Consider the following 20,682-nt stretch of genomic DNA (forward strand, 5'->3'; position numbering starts at 1 on the left):
GTGCCACCTCTACGCCGATGCCAACCCGTTCGACACGGCGATCCTAAACACGGCGCTCAAGGGTGATTTCGTCGCCGTGTCATCGCCGATACCGGCACGGGCATCGAGCCCGAGCATCCCGAAGCGATCTTCGAGCTGTTCTTCACCACCAAGGAGCTGGGCAGGGGCACCGGCCTGGGCCTTTCCCAGGTGTTCGGTTTCGCCAAGCAGGCGAGATCATGGTCGACAGCGTGGTGGGCGAGGGCACCACCTTCACGCAGTAGCTGCCACGGGTCACGCCACGTCCCACGTCTCGCGCCAGGGAGGATGACCCGCAGCCACTGAGCGGCGCCCAGGGCAGCCGGGTGCTGGTGGTCGAGGACAATCCCGACGTCGGCAGCTTTGCGTCAGCGCGCTGCTCGAGCTTGGTTTCCAACCCACGCTGGCCAGTAACGCCGCTTCCCATGGGATTCAGGATGCTGCGTCACGCGGCTGAACGAATGCTTCCACGCTCAGCGCCGCTGTATTGATCCTGTACGAAATTTACCCAGCACTTCGCCGGGTGGCGCTCTGTCATAGCTGCAGGGCTAAGGATCAGGAGTGCGCCGTGATGGCCGTGAGATTGAAGAAACTGCAGGGCAGCGACATACCCGAAGCGCACAGGCACCTGGGCGATGAAGAAATCTTCCAGGTGGTTACCGCCGATGATCAGCAGCATTTCTTCGCCAGCGAGACCGAGGCCGCGGCCAAGGTCGCGCAGTTGATCGAGCGTGAGCGCGACGAGGAATCCGGCGCTTGACGGCGCTTACTGGCGGGTCAGCACCAGTGGTTTGTCCGGCCCGGGAATCTGAATCTCGGTGTCGCTGATCACTTCAAGCGGCTCGCCCTGCTGCGGAAATAGCACGGCATCGCCTTCAATGTCGCTGAACTTCATCACCGCGCCGTCGAGGCGATAACGTGCCGAGGCCGAGAAATCGTAGGTCTTGATGTGCGCCTTCTTGGTGATCTGCTGGTTGTCACCGAAGGTGAAGCTGATGGTCATCGGATAGCCATCCTGCTCGACGCTGCCGGTATACGCGCCATGGGGCAGTTGCGCAGGTGCAGGCCGGGCCTTGTAGCTATCGATCACCGCCATTTTCGCTGGGCTCACCGCAGGCGGGTTACTGCGAAATTCGTCCATGGATTTGCGGTGCTCGTAGGGCACGTAAACGGTGACGTAAGCGCCCCAGACGATAAGCCCGATCACCATCAGGCTGAACAGGTGGCCCGAGCCACGCTGCGAATTTTTCATCGTGTTATTTCCTGCGTTGCGGCGCCGGCCTTGAAGGACGCAGATTATCGCACCAGTTTTGCCGGCCTGCAGCGGGTGTCGCCAGTGGCCTGACGCATCGGGCCACTGGCGATTTCCCAGGCAGCCCTATTCGCTGTGCAGGGCCTCGCGCTGCTCGCGCACCTGATCGGCGCTGATCGGCGCCGCGGCATTGCCCCAGCTGTTGCGGATATAGGTCAGCACATCGGCGGCGTTCTCGTCCGACAGGTTCCAGGCGAAGGCGGGCATCGCCGGGCCGGTGGGCGCCGTGGCGGTGCTCACGGCGCGGTTGCCGGCCAGCACCACGCGAATCATCGAGGTGGCATCTCCGGCGTTGACCAGCGGCGCGTTGGCCAGTTTCGGGAACAGCGTGGCGATGCCTTCGCCGTTCGGCGTGTGGCAGCCCGAACAGCGATCGGCATAGATCGCACCGCCGGCTTTCATCACCGGGTCGGTGGCGGCCAGCGGCTTGGGCTTGGCGCGCTGATGGTCGAGGTCCTTGAGGTACACGGCCACCGCCATCAGGTCGTCGTCGCGCCAGTGCTGGGTGGAATGCTCGACCGCCTCGGCCATGGGGCCGGAGGCGATGTCGTAGCGGTTGGCACCGGTCTTCAGGTACTGGACGATGTCCGCCTCGCTCCAGTCGCCCAGGCCGACATGGGCGGCGCCAGTGATATTGGGCGCCATCCAGCCCTGCAGGTCGCCGCCCTGCAGGAACTCGGCGTTCTTGTCGCCACCGAGCAGGTTCTTTGGCGTGTGGCAGCTGCCGCAGTGACCCAGGCCCTGCACCAGGTAGGCGCCGCGGTTCCACTGCGCGCTCTTGTCCGCCTCGGGCGTGAATTCGCCCTCGGTGAAGTTGAGCCAGTTCCACACCTGCATGTTCAGGCGCAGGCTGAAGGGGAAGGGCAACTGGTTGGTTGCTACCTCGTTGTGCACCGGCTCGATGGTGCGCAGGTAGGCCCACAGTGCCTGGTTGTCCTCGCGGCTGACCTTGGTGTACGCCCCATAGGGCATGGCCGGATAGAGCTGCTTGCCGTCGCGGCGATGGCCGCGGGCCATGCTGGCTTCGAATTCCTCGAAGTTCCAGCGGCCGATGCCGGTTTGCTGATCCGGGGTGATGTTGGCGCCCAGCAGCTTGCCGAACGGCGTGTCGATGGCCACGCCGCCGGAGAACAGCGGCTTGCCGGGGATGGTGTGGCAGGCGGTGCAGTCGCCGAGGGTAGCGATGTAGCGGCCTTTCTCTACCAGCTCGTAGGCGTCCTGGCCGCCGACCGCCTGGGCGCCGGCGCTGACGCCGGCCAGCAGGGCGAAGCTGAGGCTGAGCAGAGTCTTCATACGCTGATCATCTCCCCGGGGCGCTTGAGGTACTGGGTGCGAATCGCGTGGGCGGCCTTGAAGGCCAGGGCACCGACGGTGCCGGTGGGGTTGTAGCCGGGGTTTTGTGGAAAGGCCGAAGCGCCGACCACGAACAGGTTGGGCACGCCCCACACCTGCAGGTGCTTGTTCACCGAGCTGGTTGCCGGGTCGGCGCCCATCACGAAGCCGCCGACCACGTGGGACGACTGGTAGGAGGTGTTCGACCAGGGCCCCTTGCGCGGGCTGGCGAACAGCATCTTGGGGTTCAGCGCCTTGGCGATCTCAGCGGTCTTGTCGGTCACGTACTGGGCCATGCGCAGGTCGTTCTCGGTGAAGTCGAAGGTGATGCGCAGCAGCGGCCGGCCATGGGGGTCCTTGTAGGTCGGGTCGAGGGACAGGTAGTTGGTGCGGGTGCTGTAGTTGCTCGCCTCGCAGCCGATGGACATGCTCGCGGCGTAGTACTGCGCCGTGGTCTTCTTCCACGCCTTGCCCCACTTGGGCGTGCCGGGCGGCACCGGGCGCGAGTTGATCGGTGCGGCGCCGATGGGCGTCACCCGGGTGCTGCCGCCACCTACAAAGCCCAGGCCGGAATGGTCGAAGTTGTCGTTGTTGAACTCGTCGATACCCATGCCGATGGCGCCGCCACCGATAAAGGGGTTGAAGTTCTTGTCGTCGAAGAACAGCTGTACGTCGTTGGCCGTCTGATAGGCGTAGTTGCGGCCGGTGGTGCCGGTGTTGCTGATCGGGTCGTAGGGCTCGCCGATGCCGGAGAGCAGCATCAGACGCACGTTCTCGAAGGTGAAGGCCGCCACCACGACGATTTCCGCCGGCTGCTCCCACCTGTCGCCATTGGCGTCGACGTAAACGATGCCGGTGGCACGCTTGCCGGTGCTGTCCTTGGTCACCTCCAGCACTTCGCAGTGGGTGTTGGCGGTGAAGTTGGGCATGCGCACCAGGGCCGGCAGCACGTTGACGATGGCGCTGGCCTTGGAATAGTTGGCGCAGCCGTAGTTGGTGCAGAAGCCGCAGAAGGTGCAGGGCCCCATCGTCACACCATACTGGTTGGTGTAGCCCTGGGAGGCCAGCGCGGACGGCACCGGGAACGGCTTGTAGCCCATGTTGCGCGCCGCTTCGGCGAACAGCGTGGGGGCGTAGGTCTGCTTGGTCGGTGGGTTGGGGTATTCCCGCGAGCGCGGGCCCTCGAAGGGGTTGCCGCCTTCGATGATCGTGCCGCCGATATTGCCGGCCTTGCCGGAGATCCCCGCGACGCGATCGAAGGCGTCGTAGTGCGGCTCCATCTCTTCCCAGGTGGTGCCCCAGTCCTGCAGGGTCAGGCCCTCGATGGCCTGGCTGCCATAACGCTCGGTCAGGTGGCTCTTGAGGCGGAACTCCTCGGGCTGGAAGCGAAAGGTGATGCCGGCCCAGTGGTTGCCGGCGCCGCCGGTGCCGTTGCCGGGGTGGAACGAGCCCCAGGTACGCATCGGCAACGCGGTTTCGCCCGGTTTGTTACGCAACGTGCAGGTGTTCTGCCGGGTGCGCAGCATCAGCTCCTGGCGCGCCACGTAGCGCAGCTCGTCGGTCACCGAGGCGATGTTGAAGTCGCTCGCCGTGTCGCGCCAGGCGCCACGCTCGAAGCCGAGTACGCGCAGGCCTTCGTCGGCGAGTTCCTTGGCGATGATCGAGCCGGCCCAGCCGAGCCCCACCACCACCACGTCGGTTGCAGGCAGTTTCTTGGCCATGCCGCTCATCCTTTGCGATTCCACGCGGAGCTGCCGATGATCGACAGCGGTACCAGATCCAGCTTTTCGTTGTGCCGGTCGATGTAGGGGCGGTAGTCGTAGCGCGCGCCGGGGAAGCCGAGCATCCTCCAACTCACCATGTCGCGATTGCCGCCGTAGATCGGGTCGGCGAAGAAGCCTTCCATGGTGTTCTGCAACACCTGGGTGAAGAACACCTTGGAGTCGATACCCTCGAAGGCGATCCCGCCCGACTCCAGCCCCTTGAGCACCTCGTCGCGCTGCTCACCGTCCAGTTCGCTGAAGCGTTTGCCAAAGGCGCTCTGGCAGTGCTTGTCCAGTTGCGCCAGGCCGAGACGATAGCGCTCGCGGGGCAGTTGCTCGGAACCTGGCTCTATGCCGGGGGCGAACGGGCCCTGCTGATAAAGGCGCTCATAGGTGCCGTAGTGGCCGGCCAGCTGGCGGTCGATGAATACCGCACAACCGGCCTCCTTGCCGCTGGGGGACAGCTCGTCCGCCGGGATCAGTTGCTCGACGATGGCCTCGATTTCACGGGCCTCATCGGCGCTCAGGAACTGCCAGCCCTTGGCGTCGTAATGCAGCGGGCCGTTATGGTCGAACGGTAGCCACTGCGGCACGCCGCTGATGGTGGCGGCCTGGGCGCTGGCGGCGACGCCGGCTGCCACTGTGGTGGCCGAGGCCTTGAGCAGCGAACGCCGGCTCAAACCCCGGGGGGCTTCTTTGGACATGTGAACTCCTCGACGCCGGACAATCCACTGCCCGGCTCAGGCTGTCTGGTAAGGAACCACCCCAGGGGCGGCAGGCGGATGCACGGGCATCCACGACGGGCGTCGAGTGTTCTGGCCCGTTACGAATATGGTTTTGCGGCCTCACGACGCGGCGTCGAAAGCGGTTCCAGGGGGCTCGTAAAAGTTCCCGCAATGCATTGCAACAAACTATTGGGTAGCGCCATGGAACTTCTTCAAAAAGTCCGACCGCGAAGCGGAGCGCGGCGTTCAGGGTTTTTTAGCCATGTGGTCAGAAGTTTTCTGGTGACTTGTGTTCAGCCTGGATGCGACAAGATGTATGGAGATATTTCGGCGTCTGCATTACCAGCCCGCGCAAGCCGCTTCTGCAGCTGTTGGTGGCACTTCGGCCCTTTCAAGTTTCCTCCGTCCAAGCCGATGAAACGGTACCCATTCTGGAGTTCCCTGCCGTGTTCAACTCTCACCTCAAACAGATCAACAAGCAGCTGGAAGCTCGCCTAGCCATGCAGGAGGAGGTAAGGGAGAACCTCGACAAGGAAATGATCATCATCGAGCTCGATGCCGAGGGCCGCATCGAGCGGGTCAACGAACTGTTTCACAGCGAGCTCGGCTATCGCGCCGGCGATGTCCTAGGCCAGTCCCTGACCCAGCTGTCGCCGCCGGAACTGGCCCGCGACCCGCACCAGTCGCGGGCACTGGCGGCGATTCGGGAGCGCCGCCATTTCAGTGGTGCGCTGCGTCTGCTAGGCAAGGATGGCCGGCACGTATGGCTGCGTTCGGTGGTGATGCCGATGAGTGATCACCAGACCGGCAGGCAGCAACTGGTGATCCACTCCAGCAACCTGACGCGCACCATCGAGGCCTCCCTGGAAAACGAGAGCCTGGTCAAGGCGCTGCTGCGTTCGACCGCGGTGATCGAGTTCAACCTCGACGGTACGGTGATCACCGCCAACGACCTGTTCCTGCGTGGCATGGGCTATACCCTGGCGCAGGTGGTCGGCAAGCACCATCGTATGTTCTGCTCTAGCGAAGAGGGCGCATCGGAAGGCTACCGGCAGTTCTGGGAACGGCTGCGCCGCGGTGAATTCGTGGTCGACCGTTTCCAGCGCATCGACAGCGCCGGTCGCGACGTCTGGTTGGAGGCGTCCTACAACCCCATCATCGATTTGCACGGCAAGCTCTACAAGGTGGTGAAGTTCGCCACTGTCATCACCGATCAGGTGCACCTGGAACAAGCCGTCGTCAAGGCCGCCAACCTGGCCTACAGCACCTCGCTGCAAACCGATGCCAGCGCCAGCAAGGGCCGCGAGGTCATCCGCGACACCGTCGAGGTGCTGCATCGCCTGGCCAGCGCGATGGAAAGCGCCACCCAGAGCATCCAGGCGTTGGATGCGCAGGGCAAGGCGGTGGAGACCATCGTCGCGGCGATCAGCGGGATTGCCGACCAGACCAACCTGCTGGCACTCAACGCCGCCATCGAAGCCGCTCGCGCCGGTGAGCAGGGCCGCGGCTTTGCCGTGGTGGCCGATGAAGTTCGCCAGCTCGCCTCGCGCACCTCGAAGTCCACCCAGGAAATCGTCGCCGTGGTGCAGCAGAACCAGCAACTGGCCTCCAGCGCCGTTGACGTGATCACCCGCAGTCGTGAGCTGGCGGAGCAGGCACTCACCTTGGCCAATGAGTCCGATGCGGTTATCCACGACATCCAGAACGACGCCGAATGCGTGGTCGCGGCGGTGAGCCAGTTCTCCAGCCAGGTGTCTACCTGACCAAGTGCCTGAGCAGCCGCCGTGGCGGCTGCTCAGGCAGCGCTCAATCCTCTGCCGGTACCGTCCAGAACAGCTGCACGCCGTCGTCGCGCCAGGCGATGGTCACGTTGTCGTTCTCGGCTATTTCATCGAGGATCCGCGACCAGTCCTCAGGGCTGTCGCCTTGGGCGCGCAGCAGCACCGCCGAACGGGAGCGCTGCGCGGCCGGGGCGTTGATGGCGCGCGAAACCCGTGCGCCCAACTGTTCATAGGAAGTGGCGGGGCTGGCATCTTGAGTCATGAGGCAGAGTCTCGGGTGGCTGTATGTACATACAGTAATCCGGGCAGTGGCCAGCTGTCACTCCCCGCTCGACGTTCTGTCGCTGCCGGTAATGGCCAGCGAATGCTCCGTGCCATAGCAGGGAAAATACAGGCTGACGCTGGTGCCTTCGCCCAGTCTGCTGGTGATCGTCATCTGGCCGTTCATGTCGGTGACGAAGCCCTTGACCATGGTCAGGCCCAGGCCTGTGCTCTTGTCGACCGCCCGGGTGGTATAGAAGGGCGCGAAGATATGCTCGAGAGCCTCCGGCGCGATGCCGGTGCCCGTATCCGCGATGCGGATCACCACGTAACGCCCGGGTTTGAAGTTGGCGTTATGGTGCGGGAAGTTGCTGCGGTCCAGTTGGGTATTGAAAGTGCTCAGGATCAGCTGGCCGCCCGCCGGCATGGCGTCCCGGGCATTGCTCACCAGGTTGATGATGGCGCTCTCGAGGTGCTGCTTGTTGGCCCTGAGGAAGCTGCTGTCGGTGGCCAGGTTGAGCTGGCAGTCGATCGGCTGGCCGGCCTCGTTGCTGATCAGCGTGCTCATGCCCAGCAGCAACTGGTTGGGATCGATGCGTTCCAGCGCCCGGGGGCGTGTGCGGGCGAACAGCAGCAGGCCTTCAGCCAGCTGCGTGACCTTGTCGGTCGCCTCACGGCACAACCCATAGCGTGCCTGCAACTGCTCCGAGCCGGCGTCCCTGATCTCCTTCTCCATCAGCGACAGGCTTATCGACAGGCTGGTCAACTGGTTGGTGAATTCATGGACGATGCCACCGCCGACCTTGCCGATCTGCTCCATCTTCTGCGCCTGGATCAGCGCATTCTGCAGGTTGTTCTGCGCCTGTTCCTGGGCCGCGTGCTGCCTAAGATCCTGCAGGCTGTTCATAAAACCGATCATGGCGCCGTCCATGCCGAACAGCGGCACGATATTGGCGAGAATCGGCACCTGGCTGCCGTCGCGCCGCTCGACGATCATGCGCAGGTTGGTGATCGGCTTCTTGCTGAGCAGCACCGCAGCCAGCGGCGACTGTTCCAGCGGCATATGCGCGCCATTCTCGCTGCGCAGGCGATAGGCGCCGGTGTACTTGATTGGCTCCTTGTCCAGATCCGGCGCCTCACCCCAGATATCCGCCGCCTTGGGGTTGTAGGCCACCAGGTTGCCCACGGCATTGCACAGGTACACACCAACCGGCAGAAACTCGATGAGCTCATGGCCGATCTTGCGCACCAGAGGTGCATCATCAGGCTGCCGCAAACCGGCGCCGGGCGGGGTATCGGCCATGGTGGCTCCGTGAGGTGTTGGGCGTAGCGTAGTCGTTTCGCAGAGCGCATGCGACAGGGTGTCGGCCGGGAAGGATGATCGGCAATGCGGCCGCTGGAAGACAAGGCCGCGCAGTTCTGCGAGGCCTTATTTGCAAGAGCTCGCAGTCGATGTCAACGCGGTGTTCAACGGGACGTGGATAAATGATGAAGTAAAGACACTCACGACACTTTCGACCGCCTTCACACCGCAGGTCCTATGTCAGCCATAACCCTCTGGCTGAACCGCGATAACACGTCTCCCTTTCCCGTATGTTCATTCCGAAAGGCTGCCCAACCCAATCGGCGACCAGCTGGTGCTGATTGGCGGCTGGAACACCTAGGAGGGTACCAGCCGCCTGGCCGCAGTGCGGTGGAAATTCGCTGCTACCCTGAGCCGCGGCTCCGTACCGATGCGGTGGCCACCATCTTCCACCACACCGAAGGCTCCGACCTGAGGCCCAGACCTACCTGTATCAGGTAGCAGATTTGATGGGCGCTTGCAGGCCGCGGCCGCTGCCACGACCGCCTGCAGCTCTACCCGCAAGATATCGATGTACGCGTGGCGTGGGCCCTGGCGAGGCTGCGAGGCGATAGCGGCTCGGCGGCGCTGAAGGCACCGGTGTCCTAGTGACCACCCGGCGGGACGAGGTGATTTAGGCGGTGAGAGGTTAATGGTCATAAATCGAATAAGGTTATGCTGCAATCGAACATGCGTTGTTGCGAAATTGTCTCATACTGCGCGTATTCATCATCTGATAAGGACTATCACATGAACGGTCATCCAAAGGACTTCAACCATGATGTCAGCTAGGCAGCAACGGCAGCTGATTGAGGCGGCCTTTCTTCCTCACGTTTGCAAGTGTAAGGCCAGCTCAGAGGGCCTTTTGACCATCCATGTGTGTGACGCCGTCAACGATGTCCTACTACTGGAGGTGTCGGATGTGTGCGCCGATGCTCTGGTGAGCTGGGAGGCAATCGACAAGTTTGCCATCGACCTGCAGCGCAACCTGAGGTGCGGGATCACGGTGACAGAAGTACCGGTTGAAGCAGTGAGGTAATGGTTTAGGCGCTGCGATAGCGGGCTTCTACTTTTACAGGTGACTCGCTCGGCGTTTTTCTACGGCTACGCTGCCCCTTTGCGACCTGCTTCAGCAGCCTTTTCATGATTATTTGCAAGTTGCCTGGATTGCTACTCGCCAATCTCCCGTTTCCTTCAATGAATGCCACATGGATGCATGACTACATATGAAGGGAATGGGCTGGCGGCTGTTCAGGGGGGCGACAGGCGAACGGGTGGGATCACTCGGCGCGTGCTTATGAGGCACTAGGGTGGAGTGATTCAGGCAAGGGGGTAAGGGCAAGCTGGGGTTGTGATCCCAGGAGGCTGCGCTTCAGATCCATCATTACCAACCTCACCAGCTGAGCGTTGCGCAACTGCTGCGCAGTAAAGACGCGACTCGTGACCAGATTGCCCTCGAGATCACGGCAAAAAATCGACAATCCCTGGGTATCGCGTTTGGCATGGATGACGAATCGCCCTGCCACTGCCTCTGTAAGCTGCTCAAGATAGAAATTCATGGTGGAACGCCCTGTTACTGCAGGTGAGAGCCGTTGCATCCCGGAATGTTCGAATTATCTTACAGCAGGTTCGTGGCGACCTGCCACCACGGCGGCCAAACCGCTAGCCGTGATGCAGCCGGTTAACCACATGAGCGTTGAAAAGCTCAGGATTACGTCTTTCCAGCTGGGTTTCTTCAGGTTGATCAGTTGGTAAAACTGAGGGATAGTCATGGTGTTTCGGCCCGGTATATCGAACAGTGTGGCTGACGCGGGTCAGTCAGTTCTATATCCATGGTTACGGGGGGCGGCGTGGTGACCGTCAACGGGGCGAAGTACTGGTGGATGTACCGAATCGCCGCTTAAGCTTCATCTTTGCCATGGTGGGGATGATGTCTCTAGGGGGCAAAGCCGGAGTTTGGACCAAAGCGAAGCGATGTCGGTCCCACGGGCTGCCTCTTCAGCCGTTTTTCTAGCGGCTGCGATGCCGGTGGTATAGGTCTCTGACGTGACGGCATGCTGGCAACACTGCGGCACCAAGCGGGCAAGCAAGGCGCCGGTGAGAAGGAGCTGGGGAGCGGCGGGGAATGCACCCTGTATGAAGCTAGCGGCACCGGTGCCGATAACGGCCGCTGCCGCCCACCGAGGACATAACGCTACTTTTTAAGGTGTGCCTCGACATCCTTTGCCATCACGCCTACTGCCTTAACAGCGGCCTTTAGCTGAGCCTCAGTGCACCCAAATTTCTTTGTCCACCAGGTGACCTCCCAGCTTTCGTTCACATTCACACGGGCCCGGTCTTGTGGGCCGCGATTACTTAGATCATCTGCCATTGGTTATGCTTCCTAGAACTAAATGTTGGATGCAAGGGCCTGAAGTCAGCACGATGAAGCGAAGCTACCTCGCTAGCTTGTCAACTTGGCCCATTTTCCGCTCCGCTGTCTTCTGCGGGTTTCTTGTTGACATGCAGTCGCGCCAGGCGTTTCAACCGTTTGGGCTCGCCAGCGGTAACCTTCTCCTGCTTGCCATCCTTGGTGCGGTACCAGGCCATCACGCCGGTGTAGGCGCCGGTTTCGCGCCTGGCGAGCTCGTCGATCAGTACGTCTGGCAACTGACTCTCCAGCTCCAGGGCTGTTGAGCCGCTGCCGTCGTGAGGCTGTGTTGAACGTTGCCGCCATGCCAGATGGTGACGGCGATGTCCTGCTTGATGCCCCTCGAGGGTGCAGGTGAGTTCGAAAATCAGCTCTGGCCGGGCCTGGCCAGGAGATAGCTGAGGGCGGCACCATTCGGTACGGGGACGGAGCGCTGGCCGGCGTAGGCGTGGCGCAGCTCCCCGAGGTTGGTGCTGCCGATGGGCTCGAGCTTCTTGGGCTGTTGACGTATCAGGTATGGGCGCCGATGTAGGCGTCGCGGTCGGCTCGCGGGTAGCGGCCCAGCGTGTCACCTCGCCTTATTACGTCGAGGTGGAAAAACAAAAGGCCTGCATCGCTGCAGGCCTTCGCTTTGTATGGTGCCGGCACCAGGAGTCGAACCCGGGACCTACTGATTACAAGTCAGTTGCTCTACCAGCTGAGCTATACCGGCTTTTGAGGGCCGCCATTATATCGATTCGTTTGCATGAGTAAAGCTGCGTAAGGCAGCTTTTTGCGGCTCTTTTCCAAGGTTCCGTTTGGGCTTATGCACAAATAGGAAGTAGCCAAGAGTTTTTTAGAAAAAGTCCTAAGCAGCCTTTTGCCGTTAAGACAAGCAGCTGTTTTGTATGGGGTTTTATGAGTGATCAAAAAATGATCAGCTTTGGCTGCGGGTTATGGGCAGTGGGCTCGCGTGGGTTGCTCAGCTTCTGTGAACAGAGTTATCCACAGATTGTGTGTGCAACTCAGGTGCGCTCGGCGAGCAGCAGCAGGTTGCGTGGGGTCAGGTGTGGTGCGCAGAACTGTCCGAGGCGCACGGCATAGCCCTGTTCCTGCAGGTAGAGCGCGCGGTCGAGCACCAGCCAGAGTTCCAGTGGGCGGCGGAACAGGCCGCGTACCAACTCCAAATTGCGCACCTCGGCCAGGCGTTGCCAGCCAGTTGCTTCCAGGCGCTGCCAGTCTCGCTCGCCAGCAGTGGACAGCTGTTTGAGTGCGGCGAGATCGCGGCAGTAGTCGGCGAAGGGCTTCTTCAGCCAAGCAGGCGGCAACGAGGGCATGGGCAGGTAGGCGTCGACGCCGCGCAGCTCGCGCTGCAGCAGGTCGAAGGCCAGGCGCCAGGCCATGGACTGGTCGCGCTGCTGGCGCACGCGGTTGCCGGCGGTCACCGTCTCGCTCATGGGCAGGGCCAGGTCGTCCAGCGAGAGGCGTAGCGGCGAGCCCTGTGCGGCTGTGGATAACGGCTGGTAGTCGGCTCTCGCCACACGGTTGTAGCAGCAGGGCGCAATGGCCAACTGGCGACAGCCCGCGGCGCTGGCCAGGTGCATCAGACGCAGGTGCAGGTCGCCGCAGGCGTGCAGGGCGACGGGGCTATGCTCGGCGTGCAGCCGGGTGGCGGCGTCAGCGGCGAGCACGTCTTGCTCGATATGCTGGGCCGTTATCCCCAGGCGCTGGCTCAGTGCGGCGCCGCTGGCGACCAGGGCCGGGTCGTACTCCAGGCAGGTCAGCTTCTGGCCGCCGTGGGCGAGCACGCGGCCCAGGTGGCCCTTGCCGGCGCACCAGTCCAGCCAGTGCTGCGGTGTCTGGGCGAAGCCCAGGCTGTCACCGAACGCGCGTATCTGCTGCCATTTGCGACCGGGAACGTCCACCGAGAAACGCGGCGGCAGATCAACCGAGGCTTGCTGGGGCAGGTCGCCGATCTGGCTCAGCTGTTCGGCTTGCAAGGCCAGTTCGGGGAAGGGCGCTGGCGCGCCGTCCAGCGCCGTTGGCTGGTTGTGGCTGGCTTCGGCCTGCGCCAGGGTGCGGCTGCGCAGCCAGGCGGCCAGTTCGGGATGCTGGCTTTCCCAGGGCAGTGTCTGGTGGGTGAATGGCCGGGGTTTCCACAGCGCCTGATGGGCGACGAGAAAGGCGTCCAGCGCTTGGAAACGCTGGAGCAGGTCGGCACCACTGAGGGGCGGGATAGATTCGGCTGAGGTCATAAGCGACTGCGACGGGGCGATTACCCCGCCGCGCTAGCGGCCCTGGCAGGCGTCGACGCGCAGCCAGCGCTCCAGGAGCTTGAAGGCGTTGATCAGCACGAAGGTGATCAGCAGGTAGAACACCCCGGCCGCGAAGAAGCCCTCGACCGGCAGGTAGGTACGCGCGTTCATGGTGCGCGCCATGCCGGTCAGCTCCAGCAGGGTCACCGTGCTGGCCAGGGCGCTGGCCTTGAGCATCAGGATCACCTCGTTGCTGTAGGCCGGCAGGCCGATGCGCGCCGCCCGCGGCAGCACGATATGCAGCATGGCCTGGGGCCGTGACATGCCCAGCGCCCGTGCGGCTTCGATTTCACCCGGCGGTACGGCCTGGATGGCGCCGCGCAGGATCTCGGCGATGTAGGCAGTGGTGTGCAGGGTCATGGTGATCACCGCGCACCAGTACGGGTCGCGCAGGTACGGCCACAGCGGGCCCTGGCGCACCGCGTCGAACTGCGCCAGGCCGTAGTAGACCAGGAACAGCTGCACCAGCAAGGGCGTGCCACGGAAGAAGAAGATGTAGCCATAGGGCACGGCGCGCACGTACCAGTGGCGCGAGGCGCGGGCGATACCGGTGGGGATGGCCAGGATCAGGCCGGTGATGACCGCCACGGCGACCAGCTCGATGGTCAGCAGGGCGCCTTGGGCCAGGCGCGGCAGCCAGGTGATGATGACGTCCCAGTTCATGCCGCACTCCGCTTGAAGCCGCGGTTGGCGCGCTTCTCGAGGAAGTGCAGGCCAATCATGGCGATGACGGTCAGGCCCAGGTAGATGAACGCGGCGACCATATAGAAGGTGAAGGGCTCCTTGCTGGCGGTCACGGCGATCTGCGAACGGCGCATCAGCTCGTTGAGGCCGATCACCGATACCAGGGCGGTGTCCTTCATCAGGATCATGAACAGGTTGCCCAGGCCGGGCAGGGCGATGCGCCACATCTGCGGCATCACCAGGCGCCAGAGGATGCGGCCCTTGGACAGGCCCAAGGCCTGGCCGGCTTCACGGTGGCCCTTGGGGATGGCCAGGATGGCGCCGCGAAACACCTCGGTGGCGTAGGCGCCGAAGCACAGGCCCAGGGCGATGACGCCGGCGGCGAAGGGCGACAGCTCGAGACTCTCGACGCCGAGCAGTTCGGCGAGGCCGCGCATGAGGCCCACGGTGCCGAAATAGATCAGCAGTACCCAGAGCAGTTCGGGCACGCCGCGAACCAGGGTCGAATAGGTGCCGCCAAGCCACTGCAGCGGCTTGTAGGGCGAGGTCTTGGCGAAGGCGCCGAGCAGGCCGAGCACCAGGCCGACGCACAGGGCGCTGAGCGCCAGCTGGACGGTCATCAGGGTGCCGGCGGCCAGGGCCGGGCCGAATCCGGAAAGATCGAAATTCATGGAAACTCAAGCGCCCACGCCGCCAGGGGCGACGCGGGCAGGCTGCTTAGTAGATGCTGAAGGGGAAGTACTTGTCGTTGATCTTCTTGTAGGTGCCGTCGGCAACGATTTCCTCGAGGGCCTTGTTCAGGCGCTCGCGCAGGGCATCACCCTTGCGCACGGCGATGCCGATCTTGTCGTTGTCGAACACCGGGTCGCCCTTGAATTCGAAGTCCTTGCCGGCGTCGCTCTTGAGCCATTCCCAGTTCACGAAGGTATCGGCCAGCACGCCGTCGACGCGGCCGGAGGCCAGGTCCAGGTAGGCGTTTTCCTGGGTGTCGTAGAGTTTCACGTCTACCACGCCGCCCATGTTGTCTTCCAGCCAGGTGCCGGCGATGGTCGCGCGCTGGGCACCGATGACCTTGCCCTTGAGGCTGTCCTTGTCGGTCTTGAAGTCAGCGCTTTTCGGGGCGATGAACTGCAGCTTGTTGGTGTAGTACGGGTTGGTGAAATCCACGGCCTGCTGGCGCTCTTCGGTGATCGACATGGAGGCGATCAGGAAGTCGAACTTCTTGGCGTTCAGGGCCGGGATGATGCCGTCCCAATCGGAGGTGACCACCTCGCACTCGGCTTTCATCTTGGCGCACAGCGCCTGGCCGATTTCCACGTCGAAGCCGCCGACCTGGCCGCTGGCGTCGATGAGGTTGAAGGGCGGGTAGGCGCCTTCGGTGCCGATCTTCAGTTTGTCAGCAGCGACGGCACTGGTGCCGAAAGCCAGGGTGGCGGCAGCTGCCAGCAGAATCTTCTTATAGCTATGCATGCGTGAGTGCTCCGTGTTTAACGATTGCTGGACATGAATTGTTTGCAGCGCGCCGACGTCGGGTTGTCGAACACCTGGTCGGGCGTCCCCTGCTCCTCCACCACACCCTGATGCAGGAACACCACCTGGCTGGAGACCTGGCGAGCGAAGCTCATTTCGTGGGTCACCAGCAGCATGGTGCGGCCTTCGTCAGCGAGCGCGCGGATCACAGTAAGCACTTCTTGTACCATTTCCGGGTCGAGGGCCGAAGTCGGTTCGTCGAACAGGATCACCTTGGGCTGCATCGCCAGGGTACGGGCGATGGCGGCACGCTGTTGCTGGCCACCGGAGAGCTGGTTCGGGTAGGCGTGGCGCTTGTCGGCGATGCCGACCTTGGCGAGCAGCGCCTCGGCGATCTCGCGGGCTTCGGCCTTGCTCTTGCCGAGCACGCGGCGCGGGGCTTCGGTGATGTTGTCCAGCACGGTCATGTGCGGCCAGAGGTTGAAGTTCTGGAACACGAAGCCGATTTCGCTGCGCAGGCGATTGATCTGGCGGTTGTCGGCCGCTACCAGCTCACCGTTCTTCTGCGCCTTGAGCTTGAGTTCTTCACCGGCCACGATGATCTGGCCCTGATGGGGATTTTCCAGCAGGTTGACGCAGCGCAGGAAGGTCGACTTGCCCGAGCCGGACGAGCCGAGAATGGAGATCACGTCACCGTCACGTGCCGTGAGGGAAATGCCCTTGAGCACTTCGAGGTCGCCATAGCGTTTGTGCAGATTGCGGATTTCCAGCGCGGGCGGGGCCTCGGCCATCAAGCAGTCCTCTTAATTCTTATGCGGATGGGATCCGTGTTCGGCAGGGCTGTGGGCAGCAAACCTAGCATAGGCACCAGGGGGCGCCAAGGTCGCTGCTGGCCCGTTGCCGTCTCGGTCGCAGGGGTGTCGCATCATCGCAGCCTGTTGTCGCCACGCTGCAAAAACGCGGACAAGCAGGCTGCAGGGTGAAAAAGACGCGCACCCTACTCATATCCGCTTCGCAATTCCAGTGCCAGTCGGCCTTTTGGCCGATCCGGGGCCTCGCGTGTCAGTTGCCGAGCATGCTCTGCACCTTGTCGCGCAGGGCATCGAGTGAAAACGGCTTGCCGATGATCGCGGTGCGGCTGGCCGGCTCGCTCTTGTCGATCTCGACGCTTTCGGCATAACCGCTGGCGTACAGCACCTTGAGGTCGGGGCGCAGCTGGCGCGCGGCAACGGCCAGCTCCTGGCCGCTCATGCCGGGCAGGCCGATGTCTGTCATCAGCAGGTCGATGGCCTCGTCGCTACGCAGGATCTGCAGCGCCTGCTGCGCTTCGCCCGCTTCGATCACGCGGTAGCCGAGCTCTTCGAGCACTTCCACGGTAAGCATGCGCACCACCTCGGAGTCTTCCACGAGAAGAATGCGCTGGCCGGCGGTCGATGCGCCTGGAGCTAGGTCTGACAACGGCGTTACCTCGATAAAGGATGGTGAAACGGCAGATCGTCTCGGCAGGCGGTTGGCCGGCCGGCGGAGAGCGTTTCCGGGCCGCGTTAGCGGCAGGCCGTCTAGCATGGCACGAATAGAGTGCGCGGGATGCATCGCAAGCGTGCCGCCCGGCTGAAAAATACGTATCCAATGGTGGCAACGGGAGCCAGGCGCCACGTTGAAAAAATAACTCGAACCCTGGGCAGTCTGCCGCGATCCAAGCGCGCGGACGACTGAGTGCCGAGCGTTGGATTAATGCCAGGCAGCGCATTACCATCCGCCGTTCGCCAGAATAACCATACCTATATCTATCTGCCCCAACACAGCCAGGGACCCGCGATGACCAACAGTTCGATCGACGAGCACAGCTTCAAGCGCATTCTCAGGCGCAACGTCGCCTTGCCGCTTGGCGTGGGGGTGATCAGCGCGATCTTCTTCGTGACCTTGATCGGCTACCTGCTCAATGTGCTGGGCTGGGTGCAGCACACCGACCGAGTGCTGAACAACGCCAGCGAAGGGCTGAGGCTGTCGATCGACCAGGAAACGGGGTTCCGCGGTTACCTGCTGTCCGGTGATGTGCGCTTCCTGCAGCCCTATGAAGTTGCCAAGCCGCGCATCCGCGCCGAGATGGAGATTCTCAACGAACTGGTGGCCGACAACCCGACGCAGGTCGATCGTCTGCGCAGCATCGCGGCGCTGCAGGACGAATGGACGGCCTTCGCCCAGAGCGCCATTGCCGCCAAGCGCGACGGCGGCAACTATATCGATCCGGTGCGCGACGGCCGCGGCAAGCAGTTGACCGATGCCATCCGTGCCGAGTATGCGGACTTCATCGCCCAGGAGCAGCGCCTGCGCAAGGAGCGCAACGACGCGGCCAGCAACACCGCCATGCTCACCATTGGCCTGTTCCTGTTGTTCACCCTGCTGTTCAGTGCCGGCCTGGCGATTTTCGGGCGGCGTGAACTGATGCGCCTGACGGACACCTACGGCGCCATCCTCAGGAAGCAGGACGAGCACAACGAGCGCCTGCAGGCCCAGGCCTGGCTGCGCAACGGCCAGACCCTGATGGCCGAGCGGCTGATCGGCCAGCAGGCCCTGCCGGTGCTGGGCCGTAACATGCTGGAGTTCCTGGCCAGCCATCTGGGCACTGTGGTGGGCGCCCTGTACGTGCGCGAGGAGCACGGCAATCTAAGGCGCGTGGCGACCTATGGGTTCAGCCGCGAGCAGGAGAATACCGAGCAGTCGTTCTACCGCGCCGAAGGGCTGGTCGGCCAGGTGGCCCATGACCGCCGCCTGCTGATCCTCGACAAGCTTCCGGCCGATTACCTGAAGGTCAGCTCCGGCCTGGGCGATGGCGCGCCGCTGGTGGTGGCCCTGCTGCCGATCACCAACGATGGCGACGTCAATGGTGTGATCGAACTGGGCTTTCTGCGCCCGCTGGGCGAGCGCGATAGCGAGTTTCTCCAGCATGCCGCGTCGAACATCGGCGCCTCGGTCGAGGCGGCCCGCTACCGTCATCGCCTGCAGGAAATTCTCGCCGAGACCCAGCAACTCAACGAAGAGCTGCAGGTTCAGCAGGAGGAACTGAAGACCGCCAACGAGGAGCTCGAAGAACAGTCGCGGGCGCTCAAGGAATCCCAGGCGCACCTGGAAACCCAGCAGGCCGAGCTGGAGCAGAGCAACGAGCAGCTGTCGATGCAGCGCGATGCCCTGGACGATCGCAACAACGCCCTGCGCGAGGCCCAGCAGCAGCTCGAGGAGCGCGCCGAGGAGCTGCAGCGCGCCAGCCGCTACAAGTCGGAATTCCTCGCCAACATGTCCCACGAGCTGCGCACGCCGCTCAACAGCTCGCTGATTCTCGCCAAGCTGCTGGCCGACAACCCCAAGGGCAACCTGGATGCCGAGCAGGTGAAGTTCGCCGACTCCATCTATTCGGCCGGCAACGATCTGCTCAACCTGATCAACGACATCCTCGACATTTCCAAGGTCGAGGCCGGCAAGCTCGACCTGCGCCCGGAGAACACCAACGTGGTGCGCCTGGCCCAGAGCCTGGAGACCACCTTCCAGCCAGTGGCCGGCGAGAAGCAATTGGGTTTCAGCGTCGAGGTCGCCGACGACGTGCCGCGCTCGCTGTACACCGACCGGCTGCGCGTCGAACAGATCCTCAAGAACCTGCTGTCCAATGCCGTCAAGTTCACCGAGCAGGGCCAGGTCAGCCTGAGTGTCAGCCGGCTCGACGAGGGCGTGGCGTTCGCCGTCCGCGACAGCGGCATCGGCATCGCCAAGGAGCAGCAGGACTACATTTTCGAGGCGTTCCGCCAGGCCGATGGCACCACCAACCGGCGCTTCGGCGGCACCGGCCTGGGCCTGTCGATTTCCCGCGATCTGGCCACGCTGCTCGGCGGCTCGATCAGCGTCTCCAGCACGCCGGGCGAGGGCAGCGTGTTTACCCTGGCGCTGCCGCTGACCTATTCGCCGAGCGATGAAGACAGCGCACTGCCGGCTGCCGAACCGCTGCCGGCGCTGGTGCGCAGCGTGGCGCCTGACGTGGCCCAGCCAGCCCCGAGTGACGTGGCGCGCAACGTGCCGACCTTCCCCGATGACCGCGGCATGTCGGTGCTCGGTGGGCGCAGCGTGCTGGTGATCGAGGACGAGCCGCAGTTCGCCCATATCCTCTACGACCTGGCCCATGAGCTGGATTACCGCTGCCTGGTCGCACACAGCGCTGAAGACGGTCTGGACCTGGCCACCTCGCACCATCCCGATGCCATTCTGCTGGACATGCGCCTGCCGGACGACTCCGGACTGTCGGTGCTGCAGCGCCTCAAGGAGAATCCCGGCACCCGGCATATCCCGGTGCACGTGATCTCCGTCGAGGACATGGCCGAGGCCGCCCTGCACATGGGGGCCGTCGGCTATGCGCTCAAGCCCGCCACCCGCGACCAGCTCAAGGGGGTGTTCAGCAAGCTCGAGGAGCGTCTGACCCAGAAGATGCGCCGCGTGCTGGTGGTCGAGGACGACAAGCTGCAGCGCGACAGCATCGCCCGGCTGATCGGCGACGACGATATCGAAATCGTCGCCGTCGAGTTCGGTGAGCAGGCGCTGGAGCAGCTACGCCAGCATATCTTCGACTGCATGATCATCGACCTGAAACTGCCGGACATGCAGGGCGACGAACTGCTGGCGCGCATGGGCAGCGAGGAAATCCGCTCCTTCCCTCCGGTGATCGTCTACACCGGCCGCAACCTGACCCGCATCGAGGAAGCCGAGCTGCTCAAGTACTCGCGCTCGATCATCATCAAGGGCGCGCGCTCGCCGGAGCGCCTGCTCGACGAGGTGACGCTGTTCCTGCATATGGTCGAGTCGGAGTTGTCCAGCGAACGGCAGAGCATGCTCAAGACCGCGCGCAGCCGCGACCGCGTGTTCGAGGGCCGGCGCCTGCTGCTGGTCGACGACGACGTGCGCAACATCTTCGCCCTCACCAGCGCCCTGGAGCACAAGGGCGCCCAGGTCGAGGTGGCGCGCAACGGCCGCGAAGCCATCGAGAAGCTCGAGGCGGTGGGCGACATCGACCTGGTGCTGATGGACGTGATGATGCCCGAGATGGACGGCTACGAAGCCACCCGGCGCATCCGCGAGAACCCGCGCTGGCGCAAGCTGCCGATCATCGCGGTGACCGCCAAGGCCATGAAGGACGATCAGGATCTGTGCATGAAGGCCGGTGCCAACGACTACCTGGCCAAGCCCATCGACCTGGATCGGCTGTTCTCGCTGATCCGCGTGTGGCTGCCGAAGCTGGAGCGCATCTGAC

At 63.4% G+C, this 20,682-nt stretch carries 19 protein-coding genes, 1 tRNA gene and 2 pseudogenes; 6 read left to right on the plus strand and 16 right to left on the minus strand.

The window, feature by feature from the left end:
• Positions 1-135 precede the first annotated feature (135 nt).
• A complete protein-coding gene (locus tag SA190iCDA_RS23215; RefSeq protein ID WP_329610180.1) occupies positions 136-324 on the plus strand; it encodes a hypothetical protein in 189 nt (62 codons plus the stop codon).
• A gap of 265 nt (positions 325-589) precedes the next feature.
• Positions 590-778: a hypothetical protein gene (locus SA190iCDA_RS05120; RefSeq protein ID WP_070884597.1), complete on the plus strand. Its 189-nt coding sequence runs from the start codon at positions 590-592 to the stop codon at positions 776-778.
• A gap of 6 nt (positions 779-784) precedes the next feature.
• Here the strand turns inward: SA190iCDA_RS05120 and SA190iCDA_RS05125 are convergent, their stop codons facing one another.
• The 4 genes from SA190iCDA_RS05125 to SA190iCDA_RS05140 all read right to left on the minus strand — a co-directional run bounded on the left by SA190iCDA_RS05125 (position 785) and on the right by SA190iCDA_RS05140 (position 5,129).
• Entirely contained in the window at positions 785-1,270 is a 486-nt protein-coding gene (locus SA190iCDA_RS05125) for a hypothetical protein (protein WP_070884596.1), read from the minus strand.
• Positions 1,271-1,396: 126 nt separating this feature from the next.
• Entirely contained in the window at positions 1,397-2,623 is a 1,227-nt protein-coding gene (locus SA190iCDA_RS05130) for a cytochrome c (protein WP_070884595.1), read from the minus strand.
• Positions 2,620-4,383 (minus strand): GMC family oxidoreductase, encoded by a 1,764-nt coding sequence (locus SA190iCDA_RS05135; RefSeq protein ID WP_070884594.1) that lies wholly within the window; start codon positions 4,381-4,383, stop codon positions 2,620-2,622. The genes SA190iCDA_RS05130 and SA190iCDA_RS05135 overlap by 4 nt, the downstream gene beginning before the upstream one ends.
• A 5-nt stretch (positions 4,384-4,388) precedes the next feature.
• Positions 4,389-5,129: a gluconate 2-dehydrogenase subunit 3 family protein gene (locus SA190iCDA_RS05140; protein WP_070884593.1), complete on the minus strand. Its 741-nt coding sequence runs from the start codon at positions 5,127-5,129 to the stop codon at positions 4,389-4,391.
• 557 nt (positions 5,130-5,686) lie between these two features.
• Here SA190iCDA_RS05140 and SA190iCDA_RS23320 point away from each other — a divergent pair.
• Both SA190iCDA_RS23320 and SA190iCDA_RS23325 read left to right on the plus strand, forming a co-directional pair.
• A pseudogene (locus tag SA190iCDA_RS23320) lies at positions 5,687-6,325 on the plus strand (PAS domain-containing protein); the annotation flags it as partial.
• A 171-nt stretch (positions 6,326-6,496) separates the two neighbouring features.
• Positions 6,497-6,913 (plus strand): annotated as a pseudogene (locus SA190iCDA_RS23325) (methyl-accepting chemotaxis protein); the annotation flags it as partial.
• 43 nt (positions 6,914-6,956) lie between these two features.
• On the opposite strand, the gene SA190iCDA_RS05150 reads toward SA190iCDA_RS23325, so the two are convergent.
• Together SA190iCDA_RS05150 and SA190iCDA_RS05155 are read right to left on the minus strand one after the other, a co-directional pair.
• Positions 6,957-7,193, minus strand: coding sequence for a DUF1654 domain-containing protein (locus SA190iCDA_RS05150; protein WP_070884591.1), 237 nt, complete (start codon positions 7,191-7,193; stop codon positions 6,957-6,959).
• 57 nt (positions 7,194-7,250) lie between these two features.
• Positions 7,251-8,495: a two-component system sensor histidine kinase NtrB gene (locus tag SA190iCDA_RS05155; RefSeq protein ID WP_070884590.1), complete on the minus strand. Its 1,245-nt coding sequence runs from the start codon at positions 8,493-8,495 to the stop codon at positions 7,251-7,253.
• A gap of 820 nt (positions 8,496-9,315) precedes the next feature.
• Here SA190iCDA_RS05155 and SA190iCDA_RS23330 point away from each other — a divergent pair.
• The gene (locus SA190iCDA_RS23330) at positions 9,316-9,573 is read left to right on the plus strand and encodes a DUF1652 domain-containing protein (RefSeq protein WP_419203892.1); all 258 of its coding nucleotides are present in this window, start codon (positions 9,316-9,318) and stop codon (positions 9,571-9,573) included.
• A 256-nt stretch (positions 9,574-9,829) separates the two neighbouring features.
• Here SA190iCDA_RS23330 and SA190iCDA_RS05160 read toward each other — a convergent pair whose 3' ends face one another.
• The 10 genes from SA190iCDA_RS05160 to SA190iCDA_RS05205 form a co-directional block, all read right to left on the minus strand.
• Positions 9,830-10,093: a hypothetical protein gene (locus SA190iCDA_RS05160; protein WP_070884588.1), complete on the minus strand. Its 264-nt coding sequence runs from the start codon at positions 10,091-10,093 to the stop codon at positions 9,830-9,832.
• 635 nt (positions 10,094-10,728) lie between these two features.
• Positions 10,729-10,905 carry a DUF3606 domain-containing protein gene (locus SA190iCDA_RS05165; RefSeq protein ID WP_083329726.1) on the minus strand — a complete coding sequence of 59 codons (177 nt, stop codon included), beginning with the start codon at positions 10,903-10,905 and terminating at the stop codon, positions 10,729-10,731.
• Between the two features lie 80 nt (positions 10,906-10,985).
• Complete coding sequence (locus SA190iCDA_RS05170; protein WP_070884587.1) at positions 10,986-11,183, minus strand: hypothetical protein; 198 nt, start codon at positions 11,181-11,183, stop codon at positions 10,986-10,988.
• Positions 11,184-11,580: 397 nt separating this feature from the next.
• Positions 11,581-11,656: transfer RNA gene (locus SA190iCDA_RS05175), tRNA-Thr, on the minus strand.
• A gap of 292 nt (positions 11,657-11,948) precedes the next feature.
• Complete coding sequence (locus SA190iCDA_RS05180; protein ID WP_070884586.1) at positions 11,949-13,178, minus strand: methyltransferase; 1,230 nt, start codon at positions 13,176-13,178, stop codon at positions 11,949-11,951.
• 33 nt (positions 13,179-13,211) lie between these two features.
• The gene (locus SA190iCDA_RS05185) at positions 13,212-13,901 is read right to left on the minus strand and encodes an ABC transporter permease (RefSeq protein WP_070884585.1); all 690 of its coding nucleotides are present in this window, start codon (positions 13,899-13,901) and stop codon (positions 13,212-13,214) included.
• Entirely contained in the window at positions 13,898-14,593 is a 696-nt protein-coding gene (locus tag SA190iCDA_RS05190) for an ABC transporter permease (RefSeq protein ID WP_070884584.1), read from the minus strand. Before SA190iCDA_RS05190 ends, SA190iCDA_RS05185 begins: the two co-directional genes overlap by 4 nt.
• A gap of 46 nt (positions 14,594-14,639) precedes the next feature.
• Positions 14,640-15,392, minus strand: a complete 753-nt coding sequence (locus SA190iCDA_RS05195; protein WP_070884583.1) for an ABC transporter substrate-binding protein — start codon at positions 15,390-15,392, stop codon at positions 14,640-14,642.
• Between the two features lie 17 nt (positions 15,393-15,409).
• On the minus strand, positions 15,410-16,183 hold the full coding sequence (locus SA190iCDA_RS05200) for an ABC transporter ATP-binding protein (RefSeq protein ID WP_070884582.1): 774 nt from the start codon (positions 16,181-16,183) through the stop codon (positions 15,410-15,412).
• Positions 16,184-16,454: 271 nt separating this feature from the next.
• Complete coding sequence (locus SA190iCDA_RS05205) at positions 16,455-16,850, minus strand: response regulator (protein ID WP_070884581.1); 396 nt, start codon at positions 16,848-16,850, stop codon at positions 16,455-16,457.
• A gap of 360 nt (positions 16,851-17,210) precedes the next feature.
• Here SA190iCDA_RS05205 and SA190iCDA_RS05210 point away from each other — a divergent pair, with 360 nt between their 5' ends.
• Positions 17,211-20,681, plus strand: coding sequence for a response regulator (locus SA190iCDA_RS05210; protein WP_070884580.1), 3,471 nt, complete (start codon positions 17,211-17,213; stop codon positions 20,679-20,681).
• Position 20,682: the final 1 nt, after the last annotated feature.

Origin of the sequence: Pseudomonas argentinensis, from assembly GCF_001839655.2 — a bacterium.
In the GTDB taxonomy this organism is placed as follows: Bacteria; Pseudomonadota; Gammaproteobacteria; order Pseudomonadales; family Pseudomonadaceae; genus Aquipseudomonas; species Aquipseudomonas argentinensis_B.

Coding starts and splice junctions, on each gene's coding strand:
- SA190iCDA_RS05200 (WP_070884582.1), bottom strand. CDS start 16,183: ATGGCCGAGGCCCCGCCCGCGCTGGAAATCCGCAATCTGCACAAACGC.
- SA190iCDA_RS05125 (WP_070884596.1), bottom strand. CDS start 1,270: ATGAAAAATTCGCAGCGTGGCTCGGGCCACCTGTTCAGCCTGATGGTG.
- SA190iCDA_RS05165 (WP_083329726.1), bottom strand. CDS start 10,905: ATGGCAGATGATCTAAGTAATCGCGGCCCACAAGACCGGGCCCGTGTG.
- SA190iCDA_RS05135 (WP_070884594.1), bottom strand. CDS start 4,383: ATGGCCAAGAAACTGCCTGCAACCGACGTGGTGGTGGTGGGGCTCGGC.
- SA190iCDA_RS05185 (WP_070884585.1), bottom strand. CDS start 13,901: ATGAACTGGGACGTCATCATCACCTGGCTGCCGCGCCTGGCCCAAGGC.
- SA190iCDA_RS05180 (WP_070884586.1), bottom strand. CDS start 13,178: ATGACCTCAGCCGAATCTATCCCGCCCCTCAGTGGTGCCGACCTGCTC.
- SA190iCDA_RS05140 (WP_070884593.1), bottom strand. CDS start 5,129: ATGTCCAAAGAAGCCCCCCGGGGTTTGAGCCGGCGTTCGCTGCTCAAG.
- SA190iCDA_RS05150 (WP_070884591.1), bottom strand. CDS start 7,193: ATGACTCAAGATGCCAGCCCCGCCACTTCCTATGAACAGTTGGGCGCA.
- SA190iCDA_RS23330 (WP_419203892.1), top strand. CDS start 9,316: ATGTCAGCTAGGCAGCAACGGCAGCTGATTGAGGCGGCCTTTCTTCCT.
- SA190iCDA_RS05160 (WP_070884588.1), bottom strand. CDS start 10,093: ATGAATTTCTATCTTGAGCAGCTTACAGAGGCAGTGGCAGGGCGATTC.
- SA190iCDA_RS05195 (WP_070884583.1), bottom strand. CDS start 15,392: ATGCATAGCTATAAGAAGATTCTGCTGGCAGCTGCCGCCACCCTGGCT.
- SA190iCDA_RS05130 (WP_070884595.1), bottom strand. CDS start 2,623: ATGAAGACTCTGCTCAGCCTCAGCTTCGCCCTGCTGGCCGGCGTCAGC.
- SA190iCDA_RS05190 (WP_070884584.1), bottom strand. CDS start 14,593: ATGAATTTCGATCTTTCCGGATTCGGCCCGGCCCTGGCCGCCGGCACC.
- SA190iCDA_RS05120 (WP_070884597.1), top strand. CDS start 590: ATGGCCGTGAGATTGAAGAAACTGCAGGGCAGCGACATACCCGAAGCG.
- SA190iCDA_RS05210 (WP_070884580.1), top strand. CDS start 17,211: ATGACCAACAGTTCGATCGACGAGCACAGCTTCAAGCGCATTCTCAGG.
- SA190iCDA_RS05155 (WP_070884590.1), bottom strand. CDS start 8,495: ATGGCCGATACCCCGCCCGGCGCCGGTTTGCGGCAGCCTGATGATGCA.